The sequence below is a fragment of the Actinomadura sp. BRA 177 genome, assembly GCF_013372625.1.
Lineage (GTDB): Bacteria > Actinomycetota > Actinomycetes > Streptosporangiales > Streptosporangiaceae > Spirillospora.
Map to the genome: position 1 here is coordinate 1 of NZ_JABXFD010000100.1, position 25,691 is coordinate 25,691.

Sequence of the window (25,691 nt, forward strand, 5' to 3'; positions counted from 1 at the left end):
GTTCCCGCCGGGACGGCGGCGACCGCCCGCGCGGCGGGCCCCGCGCTCACCCTGTCCGCCGTCCTGCGGACGGTCGGCGACTGCCCGCCGCTGCGCTCGCCCAGGCTGCGCGCGATCCTGCGCGAGTTCATCGGCGCGGAGCTGCGCTGGCTGCGGCTGCCCGAGGCCATGCGGGACGACGAGTCCCTCGTCCCGCGCGGGTTCGCGAGCTGCGGCGCGGCCAGCCGCTACATCGCCCGCCTGTGCCGCGAGGAGGGCATCCCGGCGACGACGCGGATCGGCTGGCTCGTCGGCCTACCCGACCTCGTGCACGCCTGGGTGGAGGTCGTGGACGACGACGGCGCCACCAAGGTCATCGACCCGACGTTCGTGCTGCTCGCGGAGGTGATCCCGGGCGCCAACCCGATGCTCCGCGACCCCGGCATCGCCTTCCGCACGAACCGCCTGATCCCCACGGCGCTGGGGGTGGGCGCCGACGTCGCGTCCCACACCTGCGCGGCCGGGCACGTGCCGCGCGTCACCACGACCCTGGACCCGCTCGGCTGAGGGCCTAGGCGTCGCGGACGGCCTCGGCCATCGTGGTGTTGCCTTCCGCCAGGTAGCCCTCGACCACTCCGGCGCGGTCGGCCTCCGGACGGTTCTGGCTCATCTTCGCCTTCGCCTCGACCCGGCTGATGACCAGTTCCAGGCCGACGATCGCGCGCAGCTGCCCGGCGATGTACGCGGGCAGGGCGTCGTCCACCGACCAGGGCTCGGCGCGTCCATCCTCGTGGCGTTCGGTCAGACGGCGGACCATCGACTCCACCCACGCGGGGTCGTCGTGGACGACGAGACGGCCGTAGACGTGTGCGGTCAGGTAGTTCCACGTCGGCACCGCGCGTCCATGCTCGCGCTTGGACGGATACCAGGACGGCGACACGTAGGCGTCCGGGCCGTGCACGATGAACAGCGACTCCCCGGCGGCGGGCTCGCGCCACTGGTCGTTGTTGCGCGCGACATGCGCCAGGATCGCGCCGTGCTCGCCCACCGACGGGTCGAACAGGATGGGCAGGAACGTCGCGATGAGCCCCTGCGGCGTGCTCGTCACGAGGTCGGCGGCGTCGCACCCGGCCAGCAGCTCCCTGACCTCGGCGTCGCCAGCGGAGAAATGCGCCGGAGCGTACATGAAAGCGACGCTACCCGACCGGTTGTCGGAGGTCCGTGCGAAGGTGGTGGGGTGAGCGCCGAAGAGGAGCGTGACGGGGTCCGGCTGACGAACCTGGACCAGCCCCTGTTCGAGGGGGCGGACGCGACGAAACGCGACCTGGTCGACTATCTGGACGCCGTGGCCGGGCGCATCGTCCCGCAGCTCGCCGGACGGCCGCTGTCGGTGATCCGCGTGCTGCGCGGCCAGAAGCCGTTCATGCAGAAGAACCTTCCGAAGTACACCCCGGAGTGGGTGCGGAGGGTGAGCATGTGGGCGGAGACGTCCCGGCGCGAGGTGTCGTACGCGCTGTGCGACGACCGCCGCACGCTGCTGTGGTTCGCCAACCAGCGGGCCGTCGAGTACCACCCGCCGCTGTTCCGCGCCGACGCGCCCGACCGGCCCACGCATCTGGTCATCGACATCGACCCGCCGGGTACGGACGCGTTCGGCGCCGCCGTCCTCGCAGCGCACCTCGTCCGGCGGGCGATGGACGACTCCGGGCTGCGGGGCGCCGTCAAGACCAGCGGCGCCAAGGGCGTCCACGTGTTCGTGCCGCTCGACGGCCGGACGCCCGTCGAGGACGTCGCCGCCGCCACCCGGGCCCTGGGCGTCCGCGCCGAACGGCTCGACCCGGAGCTCGCGACGACGGCGTTCATCCGCGAGGACCGGGGCGGCAGGATGTTCCTCGACTCGACCCGCGCCGGCGGCGCGACCGTGGTCGCCGCCTACAGCCCGCGCATCCGCCCCGGCACGCCCGTCTCATTCCCCGTCCCGTGGGACGACCTCGACGGCGTCGCCCCGGCCGACTTCACGATCAAGACCGCCCTCGGCGTGCTCGCCGACCGCGATCCGTGGTCCGACCTCATGCCCGAACCGCAGGCCCTCCCCGCCGACCTGGTCGAGGAGGGCCACACGATTCCGATCGCACGCGTCCAGGCGATGCACGAGGGGAAACGCCGGGCCAAGGCCCGCCGCGACGCCGGCTGACGAATCGGCGGCGAAAGGCTCAGGACTTCAGGTCGACCGGCAAAGACCTGTGGCCGTTTGAGATGAAAGACTCGACCGGGCGCAGTTCGGCCGGGTCGACGGCGAACTCCATATCCGGGAAGCGGCTGAAAAGGGCCGGCAGCGACACTTCGGCCTCCATCCGCGCGAGATGCGAACCGACGCAGAAGTGCACGCCGTGGCCGAAGGAGATGTGCTCCTTGTCGGCCCGCCTGATGTCGAACAGGTCGGCGTCGTCGCCGTGCAGGGAAAGGTCGCGCCCGGCCGCCGCGTAGGCGGCGAGAATGGCCTCGCCCTTCCCGATCGTGACGCCGTCGACGTCGATGTCCTCCACGGCGTAGCGGAGCGGCAGGTTCGCGACGGGCGCCTGCCAGCGCAGCGCCTCCTCGATCACCTCCGTCCACGGCACCTCGCCGGACCGGACGAGCGCGCGCTGCTCCGGGTGCGTCAGCAGCGCGGTGATCACCTGGTCGAGCAGGTTCACCGTGGTCTCGTGCCCGGCCGAGATCATCAGGATCAGCGTGTCGACCAGCTCGTTCTCGCTCAGCCGCGAGCCGTCCTCGTCGCGGGAGGAGATGAGCACGCCGGCCAGGTCGTCGGCGGGCTCGCGGCGCCGGAACGCCACGAAGTCCTGCAGGATGCCGTACATCTCGACCTGGTTGGCGAGCGCCTCCTCCTGCGTCAGCGCCGTGTTGAAGATGCCGTCCACGCAGCGCCGCAGCGCCGGCCGGCTCGCGTCGGGGACGCCGAACAGCCGGCAGATCACCTCGATCGGCAGCGGGTAGGCGAACGCCTCGCGCAGGTCGGCGCGCCCGCCCGGCGACGCGGCGAGCCCGTCGATCAGGTCGGCGGTGATCTGCTCGACGTCCGGCCTGAGCACCTCCGTGCGGCGCGGGGTGAACGCCCGGGAGATGATGTTGCGGAGCCGGCGGTGCTCGTCGCCGTAGGCGGTGAACATGTTCTTCACCGAGACCCACAGGCTGAGCGGCCACTCGTCGCCGACCTCGCCATTGATCCATTTCGTCCAGTGCAGATTCGGGTTCTTCGACACGCGCGGGTCGGCGAGCAGCCGTTTGAGCTGTTCCTGGCCGGTCACCGCCCACGCGACGACACCGCCGGGCAGTTCCACGGGCGTCACCGGGCCCCGCGCCCGCAGTTTCGCGGCCTCTCCCTGGACATCGCTGCCGGACGGGTCGATGACGAGCGGATTCTCCATTGCGGGGCCTCTCCACGGACACGGCGGAGCGCACCCGTAAAGGGGCGGCTCCCGGGACGAACAATGCAGCCAACGTACGGTGCACCGCGTCCGCCCGCCAGATGATCTCGCCGACTCATCCGGCGGACCCCCTTTTCGGCCTTTCCTTAAATGGCGGCCCGGAAATCCTCAGTGCGGGACTCGGCGTGCAGGGGCTCCGGGCGCAGGGGATCGGTGAAGCGGCCCGCCGCGTCCGCCTCGTGGCCGGCCGGCTCGCCCCAGCCGTGGCCGGGCGTCACGACGTTGTCCGGCGGCGCCTCGGCGGCCGGCCCGTACAGGTAGGAGCCGAGCCCGATCAGCAGCCGCTGCACATCGGCCTGCGGCCGCACGACCAGCCGCAGGAACTGGCTCGTCGACCCGAGCTTGTTGCCGCACTCCCGGACGAACACGCCGTGGTGCGAGATCAGGTGGTCGCGCACCGAGACCCCGTCCCGGCCGTCCGGCAGCTTCACCATGATGAAGTTGCCCTGCGACGGGAACACCTTCAGCCCCGGCAGCGAGGCGAGCTGCTGCGCCATCAGCATCCGGTCGCGGGACAGCAGCCGCAGGCTCTCCCGGTACTCGGCGCCGTGCTCGCGCAGCAGGAACACCACGACCTCGGCGAACGAGTTGAGGTTCCACTTCGGCAGCGCCGCCCGGACGGTCTGCGCCAGCGCCGGGTTCGCGACCATGTACCCGAACCGGATGCCGTGCAGCCCGAAGTTCTTCCCGAGGCTCTTCAGCACGATGACGTTGGGCCGGATCCGCGCCTCGTCGGCGACGCTCGTCTGCGGCTCGGCGTCCACGAAGTCGAGGAACGACTCGTCCACCACCACGAGGTCCAGGTCGATGAGGCAGTCCAGCAGCCGGACGATCTCGCGGCGCGGGACGTAGCCGCCGTCCGGGTTGTTGGGATTGCAGACGACCGCGACCCGCGACCCCCGCGCCCGGATGAAGTGGACGAACTCGTCCACGTTGAACTCGAAGCCGCGCAGCTCGTGCAGCTGGAACATGTCGACCCGCTTGCCGGTCTCCATCGGCTGGTCCGTCCAGCGGCCGAACGTCGGGATCGGGGTGGCGAGGCTCTCCCGCACCAGCAGGTGGTCGATCCAGGTGATCAGCTCCGTCGAGCCGTTGCCCATCACGACCGTCTGCGGGTTGTGCCCGAGCGTCGAGCACAGCTCCGCCGTGATGGTGTCGGCATCGCTCGGGTAGTACTTCAGGATGTGCTCCAGCGACCCCGCGAGCTGGGAGAACATGCCCGGCGTCGGGAAGTAGGGGTTGCACGGGATGCAGAAGTCGACCAGGTCCTGACGCCCGGACGAGGCCCGCTGGAGGGCGAAGAAAAACGGGCTGTGCGCGTTCTTGCGCAGCACACTCGGATCTATCGGCTCCGCTGACACGAAAGACGGTACGCGCCCGCACCGGGCCCGGTTCAGCGGCGGAGGTTCAGCGGCGCCCGGCGTCGTCGGCGAGGAGCTTGCGCAGCCGCGCGGCCGCGTCCGGTTCGAGGGCGGCGAACCGCTCCCGGTACAGGGCGGTGGACGCGGGCGCGGGCCAGCCGCCCGGGAGGTGCTCGGCGGGCAGGCCGGGGTCGGTGCGCAGCAGCTGCAGCCAGTCGGCGCCGAGCAGGGTCAGCCGGGTCAGCGGCCGGCCGCGGCGCTCCCGGTCGGGCGTCCAGGTCGCGAGGAACGCCTCGTGCTCGGCGCGGATCGCCGCCACGTCCCACGCCCGGTGCAGCAGCCGCGGCACGTCGGTGCCCTCGACCGGGACGGAGTAGAACGCGTCGGCCAGCTCCGCCAGCCCGGCGAACTCGGGCCCGGCGAAGATCGCGGCGATGTCGACCCGGCCGGGCGCGACCCACAGCCCGTCCCGCAGCCCGCCGAACCCGGCCCAGATCAGCCGGGCGCGGATCTGGTGCCGCAGGTCGCGGCGGCTCTCCGGCATCGAGTAGCTGAGCAGCGTCCACTCGCCGCCCGGGTGGGTGAACGGCCGCGGCGACCGGACCCGGGGCGTCGCCTCGCGCAGCAGGTCCTCCGCCCACGGGGTGAGCGAGAACCGCGCGGTGCGCCCCTCCCGGACGCGGTCGAGCAGCCCTTTGCGGGTCATCCGCGCGAGCGTCGCGCGGCCCGCCGCCTCGGCGACCCCGAGACCGTCCAGCAGGTGCAGGAAGACCCGCGAGCTGATCGGCGGGAGGCCGCGGTCGAGGACGAGCGAGCCGAGGAAGCTGAACAGCAGCTGCTGCGGAGCGCGCCGGCGCGGCCGTGCGCTCGTGGACGCGTCCTGCTCGGCGGTCATGCCCGTCCTCCCCGTCGCCGTCATCGGGGGACATCACACCACGTGGCACCGCCCCCGCGCTGTGATCGAGGTTATTCGATTAAATCTTGACGCGCGACAGTCGTGAATCTAGCTTCTAGGCAACGGTGAGTGGATCGGGAAGGGTGGCAATGGAGCTGAACGGGAAGGCGGCGGTGGTCACCGGCGCCGGGCGCGGCCTCGGCCTCGCCTACGCCGCGGAACTCGCCCGCGCGGGCGCGGCCGTCGTGGTCAACGACGCGGACGCGGCCACCGCCGAGGCCGCGGCGAAGCAGATCACCGACGCGGGCGGGCGCGCCGTCGCGCACCCCGCCGCGGTCGGCCCCGCCGAGACCGCCGACGCCCTGGTCGGACGGGCGGTGGCGGAGTTCGGCCGGCTCGACGTCATGGTGACCAACGCCGGCGTCCTGCGCGACCGGGTGCTGTGGAAGATGACCGACGACGACTTCGACACCGTCGTCCAGGTCCACCTCAAGGGCACTTTCACCTGCGCCCGCGCCGCGGCGCGCCGGTTCCGTGAGCAGGGCGACGGGGGACGGCTCATCCTGGTCGGCTCCCCGGCCGGGCAGCGCGGCAACTTCGGGCAGACGAACTACTCGGCGGCCAAGGCCGGGATCATCGGGTTCGTCCGCACCTGGGCGATGGAGCTGGCCCGCGCGGACGTCACCGTCAACGCGATCGTCCCGGTCGCGGCGACCGCGATGACCGAGACGATCCCCGCGCTCGCCCCGTACGTCGAGGCGATGCGGCGGGGCGAGGAGATGCCGCCGTTCGCCCGCCGCGCCCTCGCCTTCGGCACGCCCGAGGACGCCGCCGGGCTGGTCGCGTTCCTCGCCTCGGACGCCGCGTCCGGCATCACCGGCCAGGCCATCGGCGTCGGCGGCGACCGCCTCTCCCTCTGGACGCACCCGACCCAGGCCGTCGCCGCCTACCGCGACGGCGGCTGGACCGCGTCCGACATCGCCGACGCCTGGCCGACGATCTTCGCCGAGCACGAGCAGAGCGTGGGGGAGAACCTCCCCGAGGAGCAGCCGCGATGAGCGGCCTCGACCTGGACGCCCTGGAGGCGATCGACGTCCACGTCCACGTGGAGTCCGACAAGCACGGGCATCTCTCGCTCCCGGACGAGTTCATGGAGGCGTCCGCCAAGTACTTCGGCGCGGACGCCAACCGCACGCCCACGATCGACGACATCGCGTCCTACTACCGTGAGCGGCGCCTGGCGGCGGTCGTGTTCACCGTCGACATCGAGAACGCCACCGGCCATCCCGCGATCTCCAACGAGGAGATCGCCGACCGCGCCGCCGAGCACCCCGACGTGCTCATCCCGTTCGCGAGCATCGACCCCGCCAAAGGCCGGGCGGGCGCCCGGACGTTCCGCCGGCTGATCGAGGAGCACGGCGTGCGCGGCATCAAGTTCCACCCGTCCCTGCAGGGCTTCGCCCCCAACGACCGCAGCGCCTACCCGCTGCTGGAGGTCGCCGCCGAGCACGGCGTCCCCGCCCTGTTCCACACCGGGCAGACCGGGATCGGCGCGGGCATGCCGGGCGGCGGCGGCATCCGCCTCGGCCTGTCCAACCCGATGCTGCTGGACGACGTCGCCGTCGACGTCCCCGACCTGACGATCATCATGGCGCACCCGTCCTTCCCCTGGCAGGACGAGGCGCTCGCCGTCGCCACCCACAAGCCCAACGTCTACATCGACCTGTCCGGCTGGTCGCCGAAGTACTTCCCGCCGCAGCTCGTCAAGTACGCCAACGGCCTCCTGCAGGACAAGGTCCTGTTCGGCTCCGACTACCCGGTCATCACTCCGGACCGGTGGCGGCGCGACTTCGACCAGCTGGAGATCAAGCCGCACGTCCGCCCCAAGATCCTCAAGGACAACGCCGTCCGCGCCCTGGGCCTGGACAGCAAGGAGAAGGCATGACCACCACCGTCGCGTTCGAGGACCTGAAGAGCCTGGCCGGCGGCTCGCTCGGCACCAGCCGCTGGCTGGACGTGGACCAGACCCGCATCAACACCTTCGCGGACGCCACCGACGATCACCAGTGGATCCACGTCGACCCCGAACGAGCGAAGGACGGCCCCTTCGGCGCCCCCATCGCCCACGGCTACCTGACCCTCTCCCTGGTCATCCCGCTGTGGACGGAGCTGCTCGACGTCACCGGCGTCACCACAAAGATCAACTACGGCCTGAACAAGGTACGCTTCCCCGCCCCCGTCCCCGCGGGCTCCCGCATCCGCCTCTCCGGCACCCTCGCCGACGTATCAGACATAACCGGCGGCGCCCAGGTAACCGCAGACCTGGTCGTAGAGATCGAGAACGCGGAGAAGCCCGCCTGCGTCCTCCAAGGAATCTTCCGCTTCCTCCGGTGACGGGCGGCCGGCAATTCCATCGATGCGGAGACCCTGTCGCGGCCGGCCATGCGTGCCTGGTCTTTGTCACGTGCCGGCAGATGGTGCCGGTTCGCCGTCCATCTCCGCCGTGGGCAAGCCGCTGGAGATCGTCCGAGTGCGAGGTGCCGTAGCCGGGCCCGGCGAGGCTGACCGGCGCGACCAACATCTATGTGCCGTGAGAGAACCGCCTCGGCGGCACGATCGTGGTGTCCGCTGTGCGTTCGTTCCCCGTCACCTCAACTCGTCTCCCGCCAAGGCGGCGCGCGGCATGCCTTGACCGGGGCGGTCGGCGGGCGTCGGTCAGTTGTCCGTATGATGGACGATCGGCGGACGCAGCATGGTCGGCGAGGGGATGATCGATGCCACGGGAAGGCACCGGACCGGATTTCATCGAGGCGCTGGCCCGGGGCCTGGACGTCATCACCGCCTTCGAGGCGCGGCGGCCGGCGATGTCGCTCGCGCAGGTCGCGGAGGCCGCCGGGCTGGCCCGGCCGACCGCCCGCCGCATCCTGCTCACGCTGCAGGAACTCGGCTACGTGCGCGCCGCGGACGGCGGCTACGCCCTGACGCCGCGCGTCCTCGACCTCGGGGTCGCCTACGTCCGGTCGATGGGGCTGTGGGACGTGGCGCGCCCGCACATGGAGCGGCTCGTCGCCCGGACGAACGAGTCGTGCTCGGTCGCGCAGCTCGACGGGTCCGACATCGTCTACGTCGCGCGCGTCGCCGTCCCGAAGATCGTCGCGCTGGCCGTGCAGATCGGGACGCGGTTCCCGGCGCTGCAGACCTCGCTCGGCAAGGTGCAGCTCGCCGCGCTCGACTCCGCCGAGGTCGACCGGATCCTCGCCGAGCCGACCCGCTCCGGCCTGGAGCCCCGCGTCCAGCTCGGCAAGGCGGAGCGGGACGCGGAGCTGCGCGAGGTCCGGGCGCGCGGCTGGGCGCTGACCGACGAGCAGCTCGCGCGCGGCATCCGCTCGGTCGCGGCGCCGCTGCGGGACGGCTCCGGCAAGGTCATCGCGGGCATCAACGTCAACACGCACGCCGCCGAGACGCCCGTCGAGCAGCTCCTTGAGGAGTACCTGCCGATGCTGCTGCACACGGCGGGGGAGATCAGCGCCGACTTCGCGCGGCTGGAGACCGTCCCGCAGGTCACCGCGGGGTGAGGACGATCCGCCCCGCCGCCGCCCCCTCGCCCTGACGCCGCCACGCTTCCGCCGCGTCCTCCAGCGGCACGGTCTCGTGGGCGACGGCCAGCTTCCCGGCCGCGGCCTGTTCCGCGACGAACCCGATCGACGCCGCCCGCTGCTCGGGCGTGAGTTCGTTGTTCGTGTAGCCGAGCAGCCGCAGCGACTTCCCGCGAATGGTCGAGGAGTCGATGGGGCACGTCTCGTCCGCCGAACTCCCGAGGTTGACGAGCCGCCCGCCGGGACGCAGCGTCCGGGCCGCTGCCGCCGCCGGGGCGCCGAAGAGCGGATCGAGCACCAGGTCCACGGGCCCGTCGGCGGCGTCGGTGAACCGCCGGGCCAGCTCGGCGACATCCCCGGTGTCGAGTGCGACGACCGCGTCCGCCCCAGCCTGCGCGGCCCGCGCCTGAGCCTCCGGTGAGCGGGCGCCGGCGATGACCCGCCGCGCGCCCGCCGTCCGGGCGCACTGCACGGCGGCCTGGCCGACGACCCCGCCCGCGCCGAGCACGATGACCTGCTCCCCGGCGGCCAGCTCACCGCGCCAGGTCAGCGCCATGTGCGCGGCGACGGCCGAGAGGCCCAGGGCGGCCAACTGGACCGGGTCGACGCCGTCCGGAAGTTCGACAAGGGCAGTCTCCGGGACGGCTGCGACTTCCGACATGCTCCCGTCGCCCGGCGCCATCCCGGCCGGGGACGGGAACCAGACCGTCCGGCCGCCGCACGTCCCGACGCCCTGGACGCCCGGCACGTACGGCGTCGCGGGCGTCCCGAAATAGGACGTCCCGCCGGCGCACAGCAGGTCGAGCGGCGTGATGGGCGCGGCCAGGACGTCCACCAGGACCTCGCCATCACCCGGCGCAGGCGGCTTCCGGTCCGCCACCACGGGCGGACGCCCGCATTCCCTGATCTCTGCGGCGCGCATCGGCTCAGGTCGCGATGTCGGGGTAGGGGAGAGCGAAGTGCCCGAGCCGCTGCGCGTACTCCAGCTGGAATCCGAGCGGCTCGTCGTAGTCGCGCTCGAACATCGCGATGAACAGGGTCAGCGTGAGGAACGGGTGCGCGCCCAGTTCGAACAGCTTCGGGTAGTCGTGCCCGGCGAGCGCCGCCCGCTCCTCGTCCTCGAACTTCAGCCAGGTGGACGACTCGCCGCCGTGGCAGTTGATGATCCGATTGGCCTGTTCCTCCTCCCACCACGCCACGGTCGCCTCCGGTTCGTTCCGGTAGCGCTCGACGAGGTCGGGATCGCGGTCGACGGTGAAGAGGAACTTGTTCAGCAGGTACTTGCTCACTTGGCCGCTCCGTTCGGGTACCAGGTGAAGTAGGCCTCCATGGTGTGGAACAGGTCGTAGGTGTCGACGTAGTCGGCCTTCCGGCCTTCGCCGGCGACGCCCATCATCAGCATGAAGTCCATGAACCCGTGGGTGGCGTTGCCGGGCGCGTGCAGGCTGTCGAGGGTGACCTCCGACAGGCAGCCCTCGATGTCGCCCGAGGAGATCCATTCGACGGCCTTCGCGTCGAACTCGGGGTCGGGGCCGTGCGGGCCGAACTGGCGCGGGCCGCCCAGTTCGAGGGACAGGTGGCCGGTGCCGATGACCGCGACCCGCTGGTTCCCCGGCCACGACTCCACCAGTTCCCGGATCGTCTGCCCGAGCTGGACGAACCGCTTCGGCCGCGGCAGCGGCGGCGCGAAGATGTTGGTGTAGACGGGGACGATCGGCAGGTCGTTCTGCGGGCGCAGCGTGATGATCGGGCACGTGATCGAGTGGTCGATGCGCAGCTCGTTGGAGAACGCCAGGTCGAAGCCCGCGTCCAGGCCCTCGCGCAGCATGTAGGCGGACAGGTCCTCCTGGCCCTTCATCTGCATGCGCGGCAGCCCGAACTCGCGTTCCTCGTTGTACCAGTTGGCGTCGTAGAACGGCGCCTTGCCGATGAGGAACTGCGGCATGTTGTCCAGCCACAGCTGGTGGAAGTGGTCGGAGCCGACCATCACCAGGACGTCCGGCCGGGCCTTCGTCAGCGTCTCGCGGAACGCCTCGACCTTGCGGACCCACTCGTCCGCGAAGTCGGGACGGTCCTCGCCGGTCGACGTGCTCGCGCGGTAGTAGAAGGGATGGTGGGTCGAAGCGATCACAGCGACCAGTTCAGCCATGACGGTCCTCGGGGGTGTAGGGATCGGGGGCGACGGACCGGTTGTTGAGGTCCACCGACAGGAAGATCTCGTTGCCGACGGGGGTGCGCAGCTCCTCGGCGAGCTGCCCGATGAGCCCGGCGGTGCGGGCGAGGAGCGCGAACCCGCGCAGCAGTTGCAGGGGCAGGCCGAGGTCGGCGAGCGCGGCGCCGCACACGCCGGCGCCGTTCAGCGGCAGCGTCTTGCCGAGCACCTCGGGATGGACGCGGCCGATCGCGGCGAACAGCGACAGGTGCGGCCCGAACAGGCCCTCCTCGGTGGCGATCTGCATCAGGCGGGGGGTGCGCGGGTCGCCGTCCTTGTGGACGTGGTGGCCGAGGCCGGGGACGAACCGCTTCGCCTCCCGCTCCACCTGGACGGTCCGCAGCGCCAGCGCGTCCCACCCGGCGTCGTCGGCCGGCAGGTCACCGTCCACCGAGGTCAGCACGTCGTGGAGGAAGCGGCCCGTGTCCTCTGTGACGCCCAGGAACCGGGACCCGCCGCCGAGCAGCCCGGCGGCGAGCGCGCCCTGCACCGAGTCGGGCGCCGACAGGTACGTCAGCCGGGTCACGATCGCGGTCGGCGTGAAGCCGTGGTCGGCGAGCGCGGCGAGGACCGCCTCGAAGACCCGCGTCTCGCCCGGCGCCGGCCGCCGCTGCGTGGCCAGCCAGAACGCCAGCTCGCCGAACCCGACCTCGCCCATCACGTCCTTCGCGAGGTCGTGGCCCAGCAGCATGATCGTCTCCCGGCTGGACGCGCCCAGCGCGGTCGGGTACTCCGGAGTCTCAGCCACGGTCGCCCTCCTGCGGCTCGGACAGCCATTTACGCAGTTCGGCACCGTGCTCGTCCAGATCCGGCGGCGGCAGCCGGTAGGACGCCGGCGTCTCGGAGAAGCGGATCGGGTGCCGGGTCGTCGGCACCGCGTGGTCGCCCTCGCCGACGACCACGACCGGGTCCAGCTCGAAGCGCTCCGCCATCGCGAACCCGCCGTCGATCGTGTTGATCGGCCCGCTCGGCACGCCCGCGTCCACCAGCAGCTCGAACCACTCGACCGCGCCGCGCCGCTTCAGCCGCTCCACCAGGATCGGGCGCAGCTCCGCGCGGTTGGCGGTGCGGTCGGCGTTGGTGGCGAAGCGCGGGTCGTCCGGGACGTCCGGGATGCCGAGCACCTCGCACAGCTTGCGGAACTGGCCGTCGTTCGCCGCCGTGACGATCAGGTCATTGTCGGCGGTCGGCAGCGGCTCGTAGGGGAACACGCTCGGGTGCGCGTTGCCCATCCGGTACGGGACGGTGTCGCCGGCGACGTAGGCGGAGCTGTGGTTCACGAGCCCGGTCAGCGCCGACGACAGCAGGTTCACCTCGACGAGCTGCCCCCGGCCGGTCGCGTCCCGGTGCCGCAGCGCCGCGAGGATGCCGATCGCGGCGTGGTTGCCCGCCATCACGTCGAACACCGAGATCCCGGCCCGGTACGGCGGGCCGTCCGGGGCGCCGGTCAGGCTCATCAGCCCGGAGATCGCCTGCACCATCAGGTCGTAGCCGGGGACGTGCCGTCCGGCGCCCGACCCGAACCCGGTGATCGAGCTGTAGACGACGCCCGGGTTGGCGGCGCGCACCGAGTCGTAGTCGAGCCCGAAGCGGGCGAGGCCGCCCGGCTTGAAGTTCTCGATCAGGACGTCGGCGCGGCGGGCCAGCTCGCGGGCGGCCGCGGCGTCCTGCTCGTCCCGCAGGTCCAGCGCGATCGAGCGCTTGCCGCGGTTCACGCCGAGGTAGTAGGTCGCGGCGTCGCCGCGCGCCGGGGGCGTCCAGGTGCGGGTGTCGTCGCCCTTGGGTCCCTCGACCTTGATCACGTCCGCGCCCAGGTCGGCCAGCAGCATCGTCGCGTAGGGGCCGGCCAGGATCCGGGAGAAGTCCGCCACCAGCACCCCCGAGAGCGGCCCGCCGCGCGTGGTGTCGTCAGTCATCCGGCTCCCTTGCCATCCGTGAATGTCCGTTCAACGGACATTCGTCCGTCACTCCGATTCTGGCACGGCCACATCCGGGGCGGTCAAGCGGTTGACACTTTGACTACCGGTGACAAGAGTGGCCACATGCAGGTGTGACCGTAGAGCGGACATCAGTCCGTGACTGCTCCCGGCGGTCGGGTCCCGAGACGAGGAGTACGAAGATGAGCGAGTTCGAGCCGGGGCGTCCCCTGGTCCTGCGCGGCGGCATGGTGCTGCCGATGACCGACGCGCGCGAGGTCCTGGAGCGTGCCGACGTCCTCATCGAGGGCGACCGGATCAGCGCGATCGGCCCCGATCTGCCGGTACCGGACGGCACCGCCGAGATCGACGCGTCCGGCGGCATCGTCATGCCCGGCATGATCGACACCCACCGGCACATGTGGCAGACCGCGATGCGCGGCTACGGCGCCGACTGGACGCTGACGCAGTACTTCGTCTGGTACTACCGTGGAGCACGGCAAGCGGTTCCGGCCCGAGGACGTGCACGCCGGCAACCTCCTCGCCGCGATCGAGGCGATCGACGCCGGCGTCACCACGGTCGTGGACTGGTCGCACGGCCTGCAGACCCCCGACCACGCCGACGCCGCCGTGGACGCGCTGGCCTCGGTGCCCGGACGGTTCGTCCTCGCCTACGGCAACATCCAGGCGCCGCCCGCCGAATGGACCGCGACGCCCGAGTTCCGCGCCCTCGCCGGCAAGCTCGCCGGCGGCGACATGCTCGGCTTCCAGGTCGCGTTCGACGTGGTCGGCGACCCGTCCTTCCCGGAGAAGCCCGCGTTCGAGGTCGCCCGCGAGCTGGGCCTGCCCGTCACCACGCACGCCGGCGTCTGGGGCGCGACCAGCGACGAGGGCATCAAGCAGATGCACGACAACGGGTTCATGACGCCCGAGACCGTGTACGTGCACGCCGCGTCCCTGTCCGCGGACTCCTACAACCGCATCGCCGCCACCGGCGGGTCGATCTCCGTCTCGACCGAGAGCGAGCAAAGCGCCGGCCAGGGCTACCCGCCCACCTGGGTGCTGCGCGCGCACGACATCCCGGTGTCGCTGTCGATGGACACGAGCGTCTGGTGGAGCGGCGACCTGTTCTCCGCCATGCGGACCACGCTCGGCGCCGACCGCTGCCGCATGCACCTGGAGGCGCACACCAAGGGCGACACCGTCACGCACTGCACCCTGCGCGCCGACCAGGTCGTCGAGTGGGCCACGCGCGGCGGCGCCAGGACGCTCGGCCGCGACGACATCGGCAGCCTCGAACCCGGCAAGAAGGCCGACGTCGTCCTGATCAAGAACGACCACTCGCCGGTGTCGTTCCCCGTCCTCAACCCCTACGGGCACGTCGCGTTCCAGGCGCAGCGCGGGGACGTCCACACCGTGCTCGTGAACGGCCGCGTGGTCAAGCACGACCACCGCCTGGTCGACGCCGACCTGGCCGCCGCGCGCCGCGAGGTCGAGGCGACGGTCGAGTACCTGCGTTCGTCGATGGGGGAGGAGGAGTGGCTGAAGGGGATGAACCCCGACATTCCCGAGACGAAGATCCTCGACAACCCCTACACCTACACCGACTTCCGCAGCGACGCCACGCGCACCCGGTGAAACGGAGACTCGACGTTCTATTGACGCTCCTTCAAAAAACTGTATAGCTTCACGGGAAGACGGCCCGGGCCGTCCGCGTACGTCACGCCGACGCGGACCGAGGTGAGTGATGGACCTGTTCGCCACACCGAGGACGCTCGCCGAGCGGCGCGCGGACGGCTCGCTCGTCCTGGAGTCGGCGCTGCCGCCCGAGCCGTGCGCCGCGAGCATGGCGCACGTGTTCCGGGAGGCCGCCGCCGCGCATCCCGACCGGCTCCTCGTCGCCGACCGGGACGGCGACGCGTGGCGCCGCGTCACCTACGGCGAGGCGCGGCGCATGGCGGACGGCCTCGCGCAGGCGCTGCTCGACCACGGCGCGTCGGGCCGCCCGGTGATGATCCTTTCCGGCAACTCGGTCGAGCACCTGCTGCTGACGCTCGCCTGCTACACGATCGGCTCGCCGGCCGTCCCGGTCAGCACGGCCTACTCGCTGCTGGACGCGACCCACGCCAAGCTGCGCGACATGGCCGCGCTGACCCGGCCCGCCGTGGTGTTCGCCGACGACCCGGACGCCTACGCGTCCGCCGTGGACGCGGCCGGCGGGGTGCCCTTCGTCGGCCGCGACGCCTTCCAGGGGTGGGTGCGCACCGACCCCACCGGCGCGGTGGACGAGCACTTCGCCCGCGTCGGCGCGGACACCGTCGCCAAGATCCTCTTCACGTCGGGGTCGACGGGCCGTCCCAAGGGCGTGATCAACACGCACCGGATGCTGTGCGCGAACCAGCAGGCGCTCCGCCAGACCTGGCCGTTCCTGGCCGAGGAGCCGCCCGTCCTGCTCGACTGGCTGCCGTGGAGCCACACCTTTGGCGGCAACCACAACATGGGCCTCGGGATCGCCAATGGCGGCAGCCTCTACGTCGACGACGGGCGGCCGGGTCCCGACCTCGTGAAACGCACGGTCCGCAACCTCGCCGACGTGCGTCCGACCGTCTACTTCAACGTTCCCGCCGGCTACGCCTCGCTGCTGCCGCACCTGGAGGCCGACGCCGAGTTCGCCGCCGCGTTCTTCTCCCGGATGCGCTACGTCTTCTACGCCGCCGCCGCACTGCCCCAGCAGGTATGGGACGGGATTGCGAAGGTCGCCGCGTCCACCGGATCGTCCGCGCCGATGACGACGTCGTGGGGCGCGACCGAAACCGCCCCTGCCGCGACGTCGGCGTACTTCGCGTCCGGGCGCAGCGACTGCATCGGCGTCCCGATCCCCGGCGTGTCGATCAAGCTCGCGCCGGTCGGGCCGAAGCGGGAGATCCGCGTGAAGGGGCCGTCCGTCACGCCCGGCTACCTGGACGACTCCGAGCGGACGAAGGAGGCGTTCGACGAGGACGGTTACTACCGCACCGGCGACGCCGTCCGGCTCGTCGACGACGCCGACCCCGGCAAGGGCCTGGTCTTCGACGGCCGCATCAGCGAGGACTTCAAGCTGTCGAGCGGCACGTGGGTCAGCGTCGGCACGCTCCGTTCGGCGCTGCTGAGCGCCTGCGACGGGCTCGTCTCCGATGCCGTCCTCACCGGGCACGACACCGATGGCGTCGGCGCGATGGTCTGGTTGAACCCGGCCAAGGCGGCGGCGTGCGCGGACGTCCGCGCGGTGCTCGGCGCGGCACTGCACCGGCTCAACGGCGGCGCGTCCGGGACGTCCCGCCAGGTCGTCCGACTGCTCGTCCTGGACGACCCCGCCTCACTCGCGCACGGCGAGATCACCGACAAGGGGTACGTGAACCAGCGCGCCGTCCTCGACCGCCGCGCGGAACTGGTCGAACTCCTGCACACCGACCCGGCCCCGGCCGAGGTCGTCCTGCCCTACTCGCCCGGATAGGCCGCGCCGCGCTCCCGCCGCGGCAGCCCGAAGCCCTCCGGGACGGACGGGACGGGCGCCGCGCCACCGGCATGGGCCTCGGCGGGCGGCGGATCGAGCGCGGCGAGACCGTCGTCGATGAGCGTGGCCATGTCCGTCATGACCGAGTAGAAGCCGCGGCCGAGCGCGAACGCGATGTCGCGCGGCGTGCGGCGGCCGTTCGCGCGGTCGAGGATCTCGCGGCGGCTGTCGTTGAGCGGAGTCGTCTCCCGGGCGTTGGTCGCCCACGGCCGGCTCTGCGCGGTCAGGCCCCGCGCCTGCCACTCGTCCGCCCTGGTGAGCCGGCGGGTCAGCTCGCGGGCGAGCCACCCGGGCTCCAGCCCAGGGTCGGCGGGCAGCAGCGGCGGCGTGCCCTCCAGCCCGGCGGTGCAGGTGTGCACGCCGCACAGCGCCATCGCGAACAGCGCGTCGACCACCGCCGTGCGGGTCACCACCTCGATGCCGGCGCTGCCGAGCAGGCCCCGCCGGACGAGTTCGCCGGCGAACCGGCCCTGCGGCGCGCCCGCGCTGAAGGCGGCCGTCCAGTCGTCCTCCGCGACGCGGCCCGACCGCAGCAGCAGCGGCTCGGGGCCCGGCGCGGCCGGGCTCGCCGCCGCGATGACCAGGCCGTCCCGCATGACCACGGTGCCGCCCGGGGAGCCGTCCAGGCGCAGCGTCCCGGAGAACCGCTCCCGGCCGCGCCGGGTCAGCGCGGAGATCAGGATGCCGGCCCGCTCGGGACCGGCCGGCGACGGGGGATCGCTGGGCATGCTCGCCGGACTGGTCATCGGCCCATCATGTCAGGTGGACGGATCTTCCGATGTGCTCGTGCGACCGACGATCTTCAAGATAGATTGCTCCGAAATCAAGCGAGATGTCGCATGTATCGCTCCAAGGAGCCGAACGGCAGTATTCGGGCGGGCGTGCGCCGACCGACGGGGAGGGCCCATGAACATCGAGACCGCGCTCAAGGAGGCCATGGCCATCGAGGGGGCGATCGGCGCCGCGCTCGTCGACTACGAGAGCGGCATGTCGCTCGGCGCCCTGGGCGGCGGCCCCGGCCTCGACCTGGAGGTCGCGGGGGCCGGCAACACCGAGGTCGTCCGGGCCAAGGTCCGCACCCTGGAGTCGCTCGCGATCAACGACTCCATCGAGGACATCCTGATCACCCTGCACGGGCAGTACCACCTGATCCGGCTGCTGGAGCGCGGCCCCGCCCGGCTGTTCCTCTACCTCGCGCTCAACCGGGAGCGCGCCAACCTGGCGCTCGCGCGGCACCACCTGCGCCGCATCGAGACCGAGCTCAGCATCTGAGCACCGCGGGCGGCCGCGCCGCCCGGCCGCCCGCCGGCCCGGCGCCGCCCGCCACTCCGCACGGGGATTTCGCACGGCCACACGAGGGGGAATCGGGAATGCGCGAAGCGGTGCTAGCGGAACTGCGGAAGCTGCGCGGCGAGGTCGTGGGGGTCACCGACGCGGCCGTCGCGTCGGTCGACGGGATGCTCGTCGCGGCCGACACCGACGAGGTCCGGCCGGACGTCCTGGCCGCCCTCGCCGCGGCGGCGCTGGGCCTCGGCCGCAGCACCGGCGAGGAGGTCGGGATGGGGGAGCTGCGCGAGGTCGTGACGCGCTGCCAGCGCGGCCACATCGTCGTCTACGCCGTCCGGAAGAAGGGGCTGCTGGTCGTCCTCGGCGACGAGGGGCTCGACATCGGGAACCTGCACCTGCAGTCCCGGCCGGCCGTCGAGCGGCTCGGCGACATCCTGGCGGCCGGATAGCCGCCGCGCCGCCCGCAAGCCGCCGGGGTCGTCGGGGCCGTCAGGCCGCGCCGCGGCGGGACGCGAGGCCGGGCGGCGCCGCGGACAGGGCCTGCTGGATGGCCTCGACCAGCGCCAGTGCGCCCTCCTCGGTCAGCTCGACGGCGACGCGCGCCGACGGCCCGTCGCCCGGGTTGGTGAAGTCGATGTTCACCGTGTGCTCCCGGCACGCGTGGTACGGGTGGTCGACGTAGACGGCGCCGTCGGTCAGTGTGAACCAGCCGTTCGCGCCCTTGGCCGCGCCGTCCAGCGCCACCTTGATGGTCTGGTAGGTGCACATGGCGTCTCCTCTCAGGCGCTTCAGGCGCTCAGGTGGCGGCCGTAGAACGCGAAGATCTTCGCCCAGCCGTCCTTGGCGGCGTCCGGCCGGAACGCGGGCCGCTCGACGGCGAAGAACGCGTGCCCGGCGCCCGGATAGCTGTGGAACTCGTGCTGCTTGCCGAGCTTGGTCAGCTCCGCGTCGAGCGCGGCGACCTCGTCCGGCGCGGGGAACCTGTCGTCCTCGCCGAACAGGCCGAGCAGCGGGCAGGACAGGTCCGGCGCCTTGGACAGCAGCGGCCGCGCGTTCAGCGGCGAGTCGGCGGGCGGGTCGTTGACGACGAACGCGCCGTAGCAGTCGACGGCGGCGTCGAGGTCCAGCTCGCACGCGGCGAGGAACGCGTGCCGCCCGCCGGAGCAGTGACCGATCACGCCGATCTTCCCGTTGGCGTGTTCCAGCGCGTTCAGGTGGGCGGCGGCCCCGGCGACGTCGCCGACGAGTTGCTCGTCCGGTATGCCGCCCTTCGCGCGGACGGCGGCGGCCTGGTCGTCGAGGCTGACGTCCGCGCCCTCGCGCGAGTACAGGTTCGGCACGATCGCGGCGTACCCGTGCGCGGCGAACGTGCGGGCGAACTCCCTCGTGCCGGCGTCGTAGCCGGGCAGGTGGTGGATCAGCACCACGCCGCCGCGCGGGGCGTCGCTCAGCGGCCGCGCGAGATACGCCTCAAGCTCGGCGTCGCCATGACCGGTGATCGTGACGGTTCCGGCCCACATCGCGTCGTTCATCGACCGTCAGGGCTCCCTTCTCGGCAGTGGTTCGGACCCCGACAGTCTTTCCCATCACAAGGGTCCTCAGGCGTTCAACGTTCCGGCCGACAGCAGACCGAACAGGAGCAGGCCGACGATGATCCGGTAGACGACGAACGACGTGAAGCTGTGCCGCGCCACGAACCGGAGCAGCCAGGCGATGGACGCGTAGGCGACGGCGAACGACACGGCGGTGCCGACGATGAGCGGCAGGGCGTCCACTCCGGCGCCGAGCGCGGTGGGCAGCTCGTAGACGCCGGCGCCGGTCAGCGCGGGGATGCCGAGGAAGAACGACAGCCGGGTCGCGGCGACGCGGTCGAGGCCCAGCATCAGCCCGACCGACATCGTCGCGCCGGACCGGGAGAAGCCGGGGAACAGCATCGCGAGGATCTGCGACGACCCGATCAGCATCGCGTCGGTGAAGGACGTGTCGTCCTCGCCGCGCTTGTGCCGGCCGAGCCGGTCGGCGAGCCACATGACGACGCTGCCGGCGAGCAGCGACCCGGCGACCACCCACAGCGACGCGAGCGGGCCCTCGATGAGGTCCTTGGCGGCCACGCCGACGATGACGACCGGGATGGTCGCGAAGATGACCCACCAGGCGAACTTGTAGTCGTGGTGGTACCGCTCGGACGGGTCGACGATCCCGCGCCCCCACGCCGAGACGATCCGGACGATGTCCCGGAAGAAGTACACCAGCACGGCCGCGATCGCGCCGACCTGGATGACGGCGGTGAACCCGACGACCGCCTTGTCGTCCACCGGGATGCCCATCAGGCCCTCGGTGATCTTCAGATGCCCGGTCGAGGAGACCGGGAGGAACTCGGTCAGGCCCTCCACGATCCCGAGGACGATGGCCTGCCCGATATTGATCACGCTCAACGGCCCGGTTCCTCTCCAGCCCCGTCCCCGCTCCCGTCCCGCGCGGGGTCCGCCGTGAGCCTATTGCCGGTCGAGGGCCGCGATCCTCGCTCAGGGAGATAACTTCACCCATCATTAACCGAAAGGCCAGACTCCGGTCCCGGGACGCGCCGCCGCCGGGTCAGCCGGCCTTCGGGGTGGCGCGCAGGCCGAAGTGCAGGTAGCGCTCGCCGGACGGGAGGGCGTAGAACGTCACGGGCATCCAGTTGTCCGTGCCGGGCTCCCGGACGGCGAACACGTCCTCCTGGATCGCCGCCATCGGATACTCCTTCACCGTGTCGGGCAGCATCGAGGCCAGCGGACCGGTCGCCGTCGCCCGCAGCACGGGCCCGTCCTCGCCGCGGAGCACCTCCAGCCGCGAGCCGGCCCGCTCGTAGGTGCCGAGGTGCGGCTCGGCGTCCACGGCGACGGGTTCGGCGGGCGGCCGCAGCGGCGGGCGCATGGCGACGCCGGCGAGTTCGGCGAAGACCTCCCGGTACAGGTCCTCGTAGAGCCCGTCGGTGTCGCCGCCGTTGGTGAGCAGGACGACGGCGAGGCCCTCGTCCGGCAGGATCTGCAGGTAGGCGTTCTGCCCGATCGTCGAGCCGCCGTGCCCGATGAGCTGGCGCCCGTCCCAGGTCACCCGGATCCAGCCGAGCCCCCACGAGTCGCCGATCGTGCGGGTGTCCGGCAGTTCCGCATGCCGGGCGGCCATGGCGGCGGTGCTCTCCTCGCTCAGCAGCCGCGTCCCGCCGGGCGCGAGCCCGCCGGTCAGGTGCAGGCGCGCGAAGGCGAGCACGTCCGCGGCGGACGCGCCGATCAGCCCGGCCGGGCCGATGGACCTCGGCAGCTGCCATACCGGGGCGCGGTGCGGCGCGGACCCGTCGGCGCTCACGTGCCCGACGGCGGCGCGGTGCAGCAGCGCCTCCTCGGGCAGCGTGATCGTGCGGCGCAGGCCGAGCGGCTTGACGAGCCGCTCCCGCATCGCCTCGTCCCACGTCGTGCCGGTGAGCCTCTCGATCACTCGCCCGGCCAGCGAGAACCCGGCGTTGCAGTACGACCAGGTGGCGCCTAGCGGATGGTTCTGCGCCACGTCCGCGAGGACGGCCGCGTACTTCTCCAGGCAGTCGTCGCCGCGCCCGGTGTCGGTGAACACGTCGCCGTCGATGCCGCTGGTGTGGGTCAGCAGATGCCGCATGGTGACGTTCTTGGCGGCGTCGCGGTCGGCCAGCCGCAGCTCGGGCAGCACCTCGATGATCGGCGCGTCGAGGTTGAGCAGGCCCTCCTCGACGAGTTGCATGGCGACGGTCGCCGTCCACACCTTGGTGATCGACCCGATCTGGAACACCGAATCGGGCGTGGTCGCCACGCCGGTGTCCTTGTTCAGGACGCCGTACGCCGCTTCGACCAGCTCGTCCTCGCGGCCGGGCCGCAGCCGCAGGATGCCGAGCGACGCCCCGGGCACCCGGTACCGGGCGGCGAGCGCGGCGAGGCGCCGCCCCCAGTGGCCCGCGTCGATCGGCGGGCGGCGCGGCCCGGCGGCGTCGCCCGCGTACCGCTCGGCCCACTCCACGACGCGCCGGTTGTAGTCGATCCGGTGGGACGGCCGCCCCTCCATGGGGAACAGGTGCGACGCGCCGGGATACAGCACCAGCCGGGCCGGGACGTTCCGCTCCCGCAGCGCGGTGTGCCACTGCTGGGCCTGGCCGGCGGGGCAGGCCCGGTCGTCCGCGCCGTGCAGGATCAGCGTCGGCGTGTTCACCCGGTCGACGCGCGCCAGCGGAGACATCGCGGCATACCGGTCCGGATGCTTCCAGTGCGGGCCGCCCAGCTCGAACTCGCTCAGGCCGTGCCCCCCGGCCGCGGCACCGCCGAAGCTCGTGAGGTCGGCGAGCACGCCGCCCGCGATCGCCGCCTTGAACCGCCCGGCGCGGCCGGTGAGGTAGCAGGTCATGAACCCGCCGTAGCTGTACCCGGTGACGGCGAGCCGCTCCGGGTCGGCGATGCCCTCGGCGACCAGGGCGTCGATCGGCTCCAGCAGGTCGGCGGCGTCGGCCTCGCCCCACGCGCCGAGCGCCGCGTTCCAGAACCGCTCGCCGTAGCCGTCGCTGCCGCGCGGGTTGACCAGCAGCACCATCCAGCCGGACGCGGCCAGCTCCTGGTGGTAGAGGTGCACGTCGTCGGCGGCGCCGTTCCACGCGTTGTGCGGGCCGCCGTGCACGTCGAGCAGCAGCGGCTGCGGTCCGGTCGCGTCCGGGTCGCGGACGAGCCAGCCCTGCACCACCGTGCCGTCCGAGATCGTGAACTCCCGCTCCTCCCGAACGAACGGGACGACATCGGCCAGTTCGGCCCCATGCTCAGTGAGCACGGTCTCCGCACCGGTGGCGAGGTCAACGGCCACGACCTCCCCGAACGACGTAGGCGTACCGAGGACGATCACCGCCGTTTCCCCAACAACCGAGACGCCGGACACGACACGCCCGTCGCCGACGACCACCGGACGCGGCTCCCCGCCGTCCACCGGCACCGAGTAGACATGCGTACAGCCCCGGTCGCGGACGCAGAAGAACACACTGCGCTCGTCATCGCCGAACTGCGGTAAGGCACCCGGATACGCCGTGTGGCCGGTCATGACGTTGCGATCCAACGTCGCCGAAAGGTTCACGGTCGCCCCGCCACCGAGCGGCACCCGCAATAGCCCGGTATGCCCCACCGGCGCCCCGGCCATCCCCGCGACCAGCAGCGACCGCCCGTCCAGCGCCCAGACGACCGCCCCACCACACCCCTCCACCAACCCCACAACCTCAGCCACCCCGGCCTCAGCCACCCCGGCCTCGGGCGGCGCGGCCTCAGCCACCGCCGCGTCGGGTGACGCGGCCTCAGGCAGCGCGGTGTTGGGTGACGCGATCTCGGGTGATGCGGCCTGGTGTGAGGTGGCCTTCCGTGTGACGTCGATTACGTGGACGGGTGCGCGGGGCGTGAGGTCGGCGTCCGGGGCGGTGGCGGCGGAGAAGGCGAGCCGCGTTCCGTCTGGTGACCAGCATGGGGCGCCGGCGTGCCAGTCCCCGTCGGTGACCTGCCGGCATTGGCGGGTCGTCACGTCCACTACGTGCACATGCCGGCGTGTGGCGCCTATGAGGCCGAGGCCGTCGGACTGGTAGTCGAGGCGGTCGGTCACGACCGGGGCGTCGCCGGGCGGCGGGCCCACGGGGGCGGTGAACGCGATGCGCGAGCCGTCCGGGCTCCACACCGGGGGGCCCGCCCCGAGCGGCAGGTCGGTGAGGGGTTCGGGCTCGCCGCCGTCCGCCGGGAGCAGCCACACCTGCGGCGGGCCATCCTGCGCGCGCAGGAACGCGATCCGCGTCCCGTCCGGCGACCAGGCGGGCGCCGTGTCGGCCGGGCCGCGGGTCAGTCGCCGAGGACGACCGCCCGGGACGTCCACCCGCCACAGCGCCCGCACGTTCCGGTCGGCGCCGGTGTCGCAGGTGCGCAGCACATAGACGGCCTGCGCGCCGTCCGCGGACAGCGCCGGCTCCTCGGGGACCGCGATGGACGCCAGGTCGCCGATGCGCGGGCGCCGCGTCACCCCCAGATCTCCTGGGCGGTCTCCGCGATGAGGCGCAGCTTCGCCGACTGCTGCTCGGCGGTCAGCACGTTGCCCTCGACCGTCGAGGAGAACCCGCACTGCGGCGACAGGCAGATCTGCTCCAGCGGCACGAACCGCGATGCCTCGTCGATGCGCCGCTTCAGGTCGTCCTTGGACTCCAGCTCGCCGCGCTTGGTCGTGACCAGCCCGAGCACGACCATCTTGCCCGGCGGGACGAACCGGAGCGGCTCGAAGCCGCCGGACCTGGCGTCGTCGAACTCCAGGAAGAACCCGTCCACGTTCAGCTCGCTGAACAGCGCCTCGGCGACGAAGTCGTAGCCGCCCTCGGCCGTCCAGGACGAGCGGAAGTTGCCCCGGCACATGTGCGTGGTGACGTTCATGCCCTCGGGGCGCCCGTCCACCGCGGCGTTGATCTGCTTGATGTAGCGCAGGTGCAGGTGCTCGGCGTCGTCGCCCCGCTCGTTGATCATGGCGCGCTGCGCCGGGTCGTTGAGGTAGGCGAGGCTGGTGTCGTCCAGTTGCAGGTACCGGCAGCCCATCTCGCCGAGCCGCCGCACCTGTTCGGCGTACGCGGCGGCGAGGTCGGACCAGAACTCCTCGATGTCGGGGTAGACCTTCGGGTCGATCGAGGCCGGGCCGCCCCGGTAGTGCACCATGTTCGGCGACGGGATCGTCAGCTTCGGCGTCACCCCGTCCCCGGCGGTGTCCTGCAGGAACGCGAAGTGGTCGGCGAAGATCGTGTCCTCCAGCCGGACCTTGTCGTGCACCCGCAGCGCGGCCGTGCTGAACTCGATGTCCCCGGACTCGTTGTGGAACTGGACCTTGATCTTGTCGTCCGCCGGGCTGATCCCGCCGAGCCGGTAGATGAAGTCCATGTGCCAGGACGTGCGGCGGAACTCCCCGTCCGTCGCCGACCGCAGTCCCGCCTCGCGCTGCATGGCGACCACGTCGCGGATGGCGGCGTCCTCGGCCGCGGCCAGCGCCGCGTCGTCGATGAGCCCCTTGGCGTGATCGTCCCGGGCCGCGAGCAGCGCGGCCGGACGTAGCAGGCTGCCGACGTGGTCGGCACGGAACGGCGGCATGGTGCGAAGAGACAAGGCGTGCTCCTCCCGCGGGAAACGACATGGGTCCCGCCAATCTATGCATCTGTGTGACGACGATCAACGACTTGTCCAGAATGCCGCGCCACCTGGCGCGCAGCGCGGCCGCCGACACGTGGATGCTCCTATGGATGTCAAGCGGCGAGTTCAAGATCGTTTGTTGTGATGATCTGGTAGAGCTCGCGGGCGATGTAGCGCTTGAGGCATCGGATGATCTCTTTCTTGGACAGTCCTTCCTTGGTGC

The 25,691-nt window shown here is 72.0% G+C and carries 24 protein-coding genes and 1 pseudogene; 10 read left to right on the forward strand and 15 right to left on the reverse strand.

Going from position 1 to position 25,691, the window contains the following annotated elements; all coding sequences use genetic code 11:
* Window positions 1-546: transglutaminase domain-containing protein (locus HUX53_RS02295; RefSeq protein ID WP_176401516.1), on the forward strand; the 546-nt coding region annotated here is incomplete at its 5' end.
* A 4-nt stretch (window positions 547-550) separates the two neighbouring features.
* On the opposite strand, the gene HUX53_RS02300 is transcribed toward HUX53_RS02295, so the two are convergent.
* Entirely contained in the window at window positions 551-1,165 is a 615-nt protein-coding gene (locus tag HUX53_RS02300; protein WP_176401517.1) for an FMN-binding negative transcriptional regulator, read from the reverse strand.
* Between the two features lie 51 nt (window positions 1,166-1,216).
* Between HUX53_RS02300 and HUX53_RS02305 the strand changes: the two genes are divergently transcribed.
* Window positions 1,217-2,173 (forward strand): DNA polymerase domain-containing protein, encoded by a 957-nt coding sequence (locus HUX53_RS02305; RefSeq protein WP_176401518.1) that lies wholly within the window; start codon window positions 1,217-1,219, stop codon window positions 2,171-2,173.
* A 19-nt stretch (window positions 2,174-2,192) separates the two neighbouring features.
* Here the strand turns inward: HUX53_RS02305 and HUX53_RS02310 are convergent, their stop codons facing one another.
* From HUX53_RS02310 to HUX53_RS02320, 3 genes are all read right to left on the reverse strand, one after another.
* Window positions 2,193-3,407 carry a cytochrome P450 gene (locus tag HUX53_RS02310; RefSeq protein ID WP_176401519.1) on the reverse strand — a complete coding sequence of 405 codons (1,215 nt, stop codon included), beginning with the start codon at window positions 3,405-3,407 and terminating at the stop codon, window positions 2,193-2,195.
* Window positions 3,408-3,553: 146 nt separating this feature from the next.
* Window positions 3,554-4,801 (reverse strand): histidinol-phosphate transaminase, encoded by a 1,248-nt coding sequence (locus HUX53_RS02315; RefSeq protein WP_217918994.1) that lies wholly within the window; start codon window positions 4,799-4,801, stop codon window positions 3,554-3,556.
* A gap of 73 nt (window positions 4,802-4,874) precedes the next feature.
* Window positions 4,875-5,723, reverse strand: a complete 849-nt coding sequence (locus HUX53_RS02320; protein WP_176401521.1) for a PaaX family transcriptional regulator C-terminal domain-containing protein — start codon at window positions 5,721-5,723, stop codon at window positions 4,875-4,877.
* A 149-nt stretch (window positions 5,724-5,872) separates the two neighbouring features.
* Here HUX53_RS02320 and HUX53_RS02325 point away from each other — a divergent pair, with 149 nt between their 5' ends.
* The 4 genes from HUX53_RS02325 to HUX53_RS02340 all read left to right on the forward strand — a co-directional run bounded on the left by HUX53_RS02325 (window position 5,873) and on the right by HUX53_RS02340 (window position 9,298).
* Window positions 5,873-6,781 (forward strand): SDR family NAD(P)-dependent oxidoreductase, encoded by a 909-nt coding sequence (locus HUX53_RS02325; RefSeq protein ID WP_176401522.1) that lies wholly within the window; start codon window positions 5,873-5,875, stop codon window positions 6,779-6,781.
* Window positions 6,778-7,668, forward strand: coding sequence for an amidohydrolase family protein (locus HUX53_RS02330; RefSeq protein ID WP_176401523.1), 891 nt, complete (start codon window positions 6,778-6,780; stop codon window positions 7,666-7,668). Before HUX53_RS02325 ends, HUX53_RS02330 begins: the two co-directional genes overlap by 4 nt.
* Window positions 7,665-8,117: a MaoC family dehydratase gene (locus HUX53_RS02335; protein ID WP_176401524.1), complete on the forward strand. Its 453-nt coding sequence runs from the start codon at window positions 7,665-7,667 to the stop codon at window positions 8,115-8,117. The genes HUX53_RS02330 and HUX53_RS02335 overlap by 4 nt, the downstream gene beginning before the upstream one ends.
* Window positions 8,118-8,497: 380 nt before the next feature.
* Window positions 8,498-9,298, forward strand: coding sequence for an IclR family transcriptional regulator C-terminal domain-containing protein (locus HUX53_RS02340; RefSeq protein ID WP_176401525.1), 801 nt, complete (start codon window positions 8,498-8,500; stop codon window positions 9,296-9,298).
* On the opposite strand, the gene HUX53_RS02345 is transcribed toward HUX53_RS02340, so the two are convergent.
* Genes HUX53_RS02345 through HUX53_RS02365 form a run of 5 tightly spaced genes read right to left on the reverse strand, consistent with a single transcriptional unit; the run spans window position 9,285 to window position 13,447 of the window.
* Entirely contained in the window at window positions 9,285-10,241 is a 957-nt protein-coding gene (locus tag HUX53_RS02345) for a zinc-binding dehydrogenase (protein ID WP_176401526.1), read from the reverse strand. The genes HUX53_RS02340 and HUX53_RS02345 overlap by 14 nt on opposite strands.
* A 4-nt stretch (window positions 10,242-10,245) precedes the next feature.
* A complete protein-coding gene (locus tag HUX53_RS02350) occupies window positions 10,246-10,608 on the reverse strand; it encodes a hypothetical protein (protein WP_176401527.1) in 363 nt (120 codons plus the stop codon).
* Complete coding sequence (locus HUX53_RS02355) at window positions 10,605-11,450, reverse strand: extradiol ring-cleavage dioxygenase (protein ID WP_309237007.1); 846 nt, start codon at window positions 11,448-11,450, stop codon at window positions 10,605-10,607. The genes HUX53_RS02350 and HUX53_RS02355 overlap by 4 nt, the downstream gene beginning before the upstream one ends.
* Window positions 11,451-11,460: 10 nt before the next feature.
* Window positions 11,461-12,279, reverse strand: coding sequence for a citryl-CoA lyase (locus tag HUX53_RS02360; protein WP_309237008.1), 819 nt, complete (start codon window positions 12,277-12,279; stop codon window positions 11,461-11,463).
* Window positions 12,272-13,447 carry a CaiB/BaiF CoA-transferase family protein gene (locus HUX53_RS02365; RefSeq protein ID WP_176401529.1) on the reverse strand — a complete coding sequence of 392 codons (1,176 nt, stop codon included), beginning with the start codon at window positions 13,445-13,447 and terminating at the stop codon, window positions 12,272-12,274. The genes HUX53_RS02360 and HUX53_RS02365 overlap by 8 nt, the downstream gene beginning before the upstream one ends.
* 203 nt (window positions 13,448-13,650) lie before the next feature.
* On the opposite strand from HUX53_RS02365, the pseudogene HUX53_RS02370 reads away from it, so the two are divergent.
* A pseudogene (locus HUX53_RS02370) lies at window positions 13,651-15,085 on the forward strand (amidohydrolase family protein).
* A 109-nt stretch (window positions 15,086-15,194) separates the two neighbouring features.
* Complete coding sequence (locus tag HUX53_RS02375) at window positions 15,195-16,940, forward strand: feruloyl-CoA synthase (RefSeq protein ID WP_176401530.1); 1,746 nt, start codon at window positions 15,195-15,197, stop codon at window positions 16,938-16,940.
* Here the strand turns inward: HUX53_RS02375 and HUX53_RS02380 are convergent.
* Window positions 16,925-17,746, reverse strand: coding sequence for a hypothetical protein (locus HUX53_RS02380; protein ID WP_176401531.1), 822 nt, complete (start codon window positions 17,744-17,746; stop codon window positions 16,925-16,927). The two genes, HUX53_RS02375 and HUX53_RS02380, sit on opposite strands and share 16 nt — an antisense overlap.
* 160 nt (window positions 17,747-17,906) lie before the next feature.
* Here HUX53_RS02380 and HUX53_RS02385 point away from each other — a divergent pair, with 160 nt between their 5' ends.
* Both HUX53_RS02385 and HUX53_RS02390 read left to right on the forward strand, forming a co-directional pair.
* On the forward strand, window positions 17,907-18,272 hold the full coding sequence (locus tag HUX53_RS02385) for a hypothetical protein (RefSeq protein WP_176401532.1): 366 nt from the start codon (window positions 17,907-17,909) through the stop codon (window positions 18,270-18,272).
* A 98-nt stretch (window positions 18,273-18,370) separates the two neighbouring features.
* The gene (locus HUX53_RS02390; protein ID WP_176401533.1) at window positions 18,371-18,736 is read left to right on the forward strand and encodes a roadblock/LC7 domain-containing protein; all 366 of its coding nucleotides are present in this window, start codon (window positions 18,371-18,373) and stop codon (window positions 18,734-18,736) included.
* Between the two features lie 40 nt (window positions 18,737-18,776).
* On the opposite strand, the gene HUX53_RS02395 is transcribed toward HUX53_RS02390, so the two are convergent.
* The 5 genes from HUX53_RS02395 to HUX53_RS02415 form a co-directional block, all read right to left on the reverse strand.
* Window positions 18,777-19,055 (reverse strand): DUF6295 family protein, encoded by a 279-nt coding sequence (locus tag HUX53_RS02395; protein WP_176401534.1) that lies wholly within the window; start codon window positions 19,053-19,055, stop codon window positions 18,777-18,779.
* 20 nt (window positions 19,056-19,075) lie between these two features.
* Window positions 19,076-19,819, reverse strand: a complete 744-nt coding sequence (locus tag HUX53_RS02400) for a dienelactone hydrolase family protein (protein ID WP_176401535.1) — start codon at window positions 19,817-19,819, stop codon at window positions 19,076-19,078.
* Window positions 19,820-19,885: 66 nt separating this feature from the next.
* Window positions 19,886-20,716 carry an undecaprenyl-diphosphate phosphatase gene (locus HUX53_RS02405; protein ID WP_309237009.1) on the reverse strand — a complete coding sequence of 277 codons (831 nt, stop codon included), beginning with the start codon at window positions 20,714-20,716 and terminating at the stop codon, window positions 19,886-19,888.
* A 166-nt stretch (window positions 20,717-20,882) separates the two neighbouring features.
* Window positions 20,883-24,326 carry a serine hydrolase gene (locus HUX53_RS02410; protein ID WP_176401537.1) on the reverse strand — a complete coding sequence of 1,148 codons (3,444 nt, stop codon included), beginning with the start codon at window positions 24,324-24,326 and terminating at the stop codon, window positions 20,883-20,885.
* Window positions 24,323-25,444: a 5-methyltetrahydropteroyltriglutamate--homocysteine S-methyltransferase gene (locus HUX53_RS02415; protein WP_176401538.1), complete on the reverse strand. Its 1,122-nt coding sequence runs from the start codon at window positions 25,442-25,444 to the stop codon at window positions 24,323-24,325. The genes HUX53_RS02410 and HUX53_RS02415 overlap by 4 nt, the downstream gene beginning before the upstream one ends.
* Window positions 25,445-25,691: the final 247 nt, after the last annotated feature.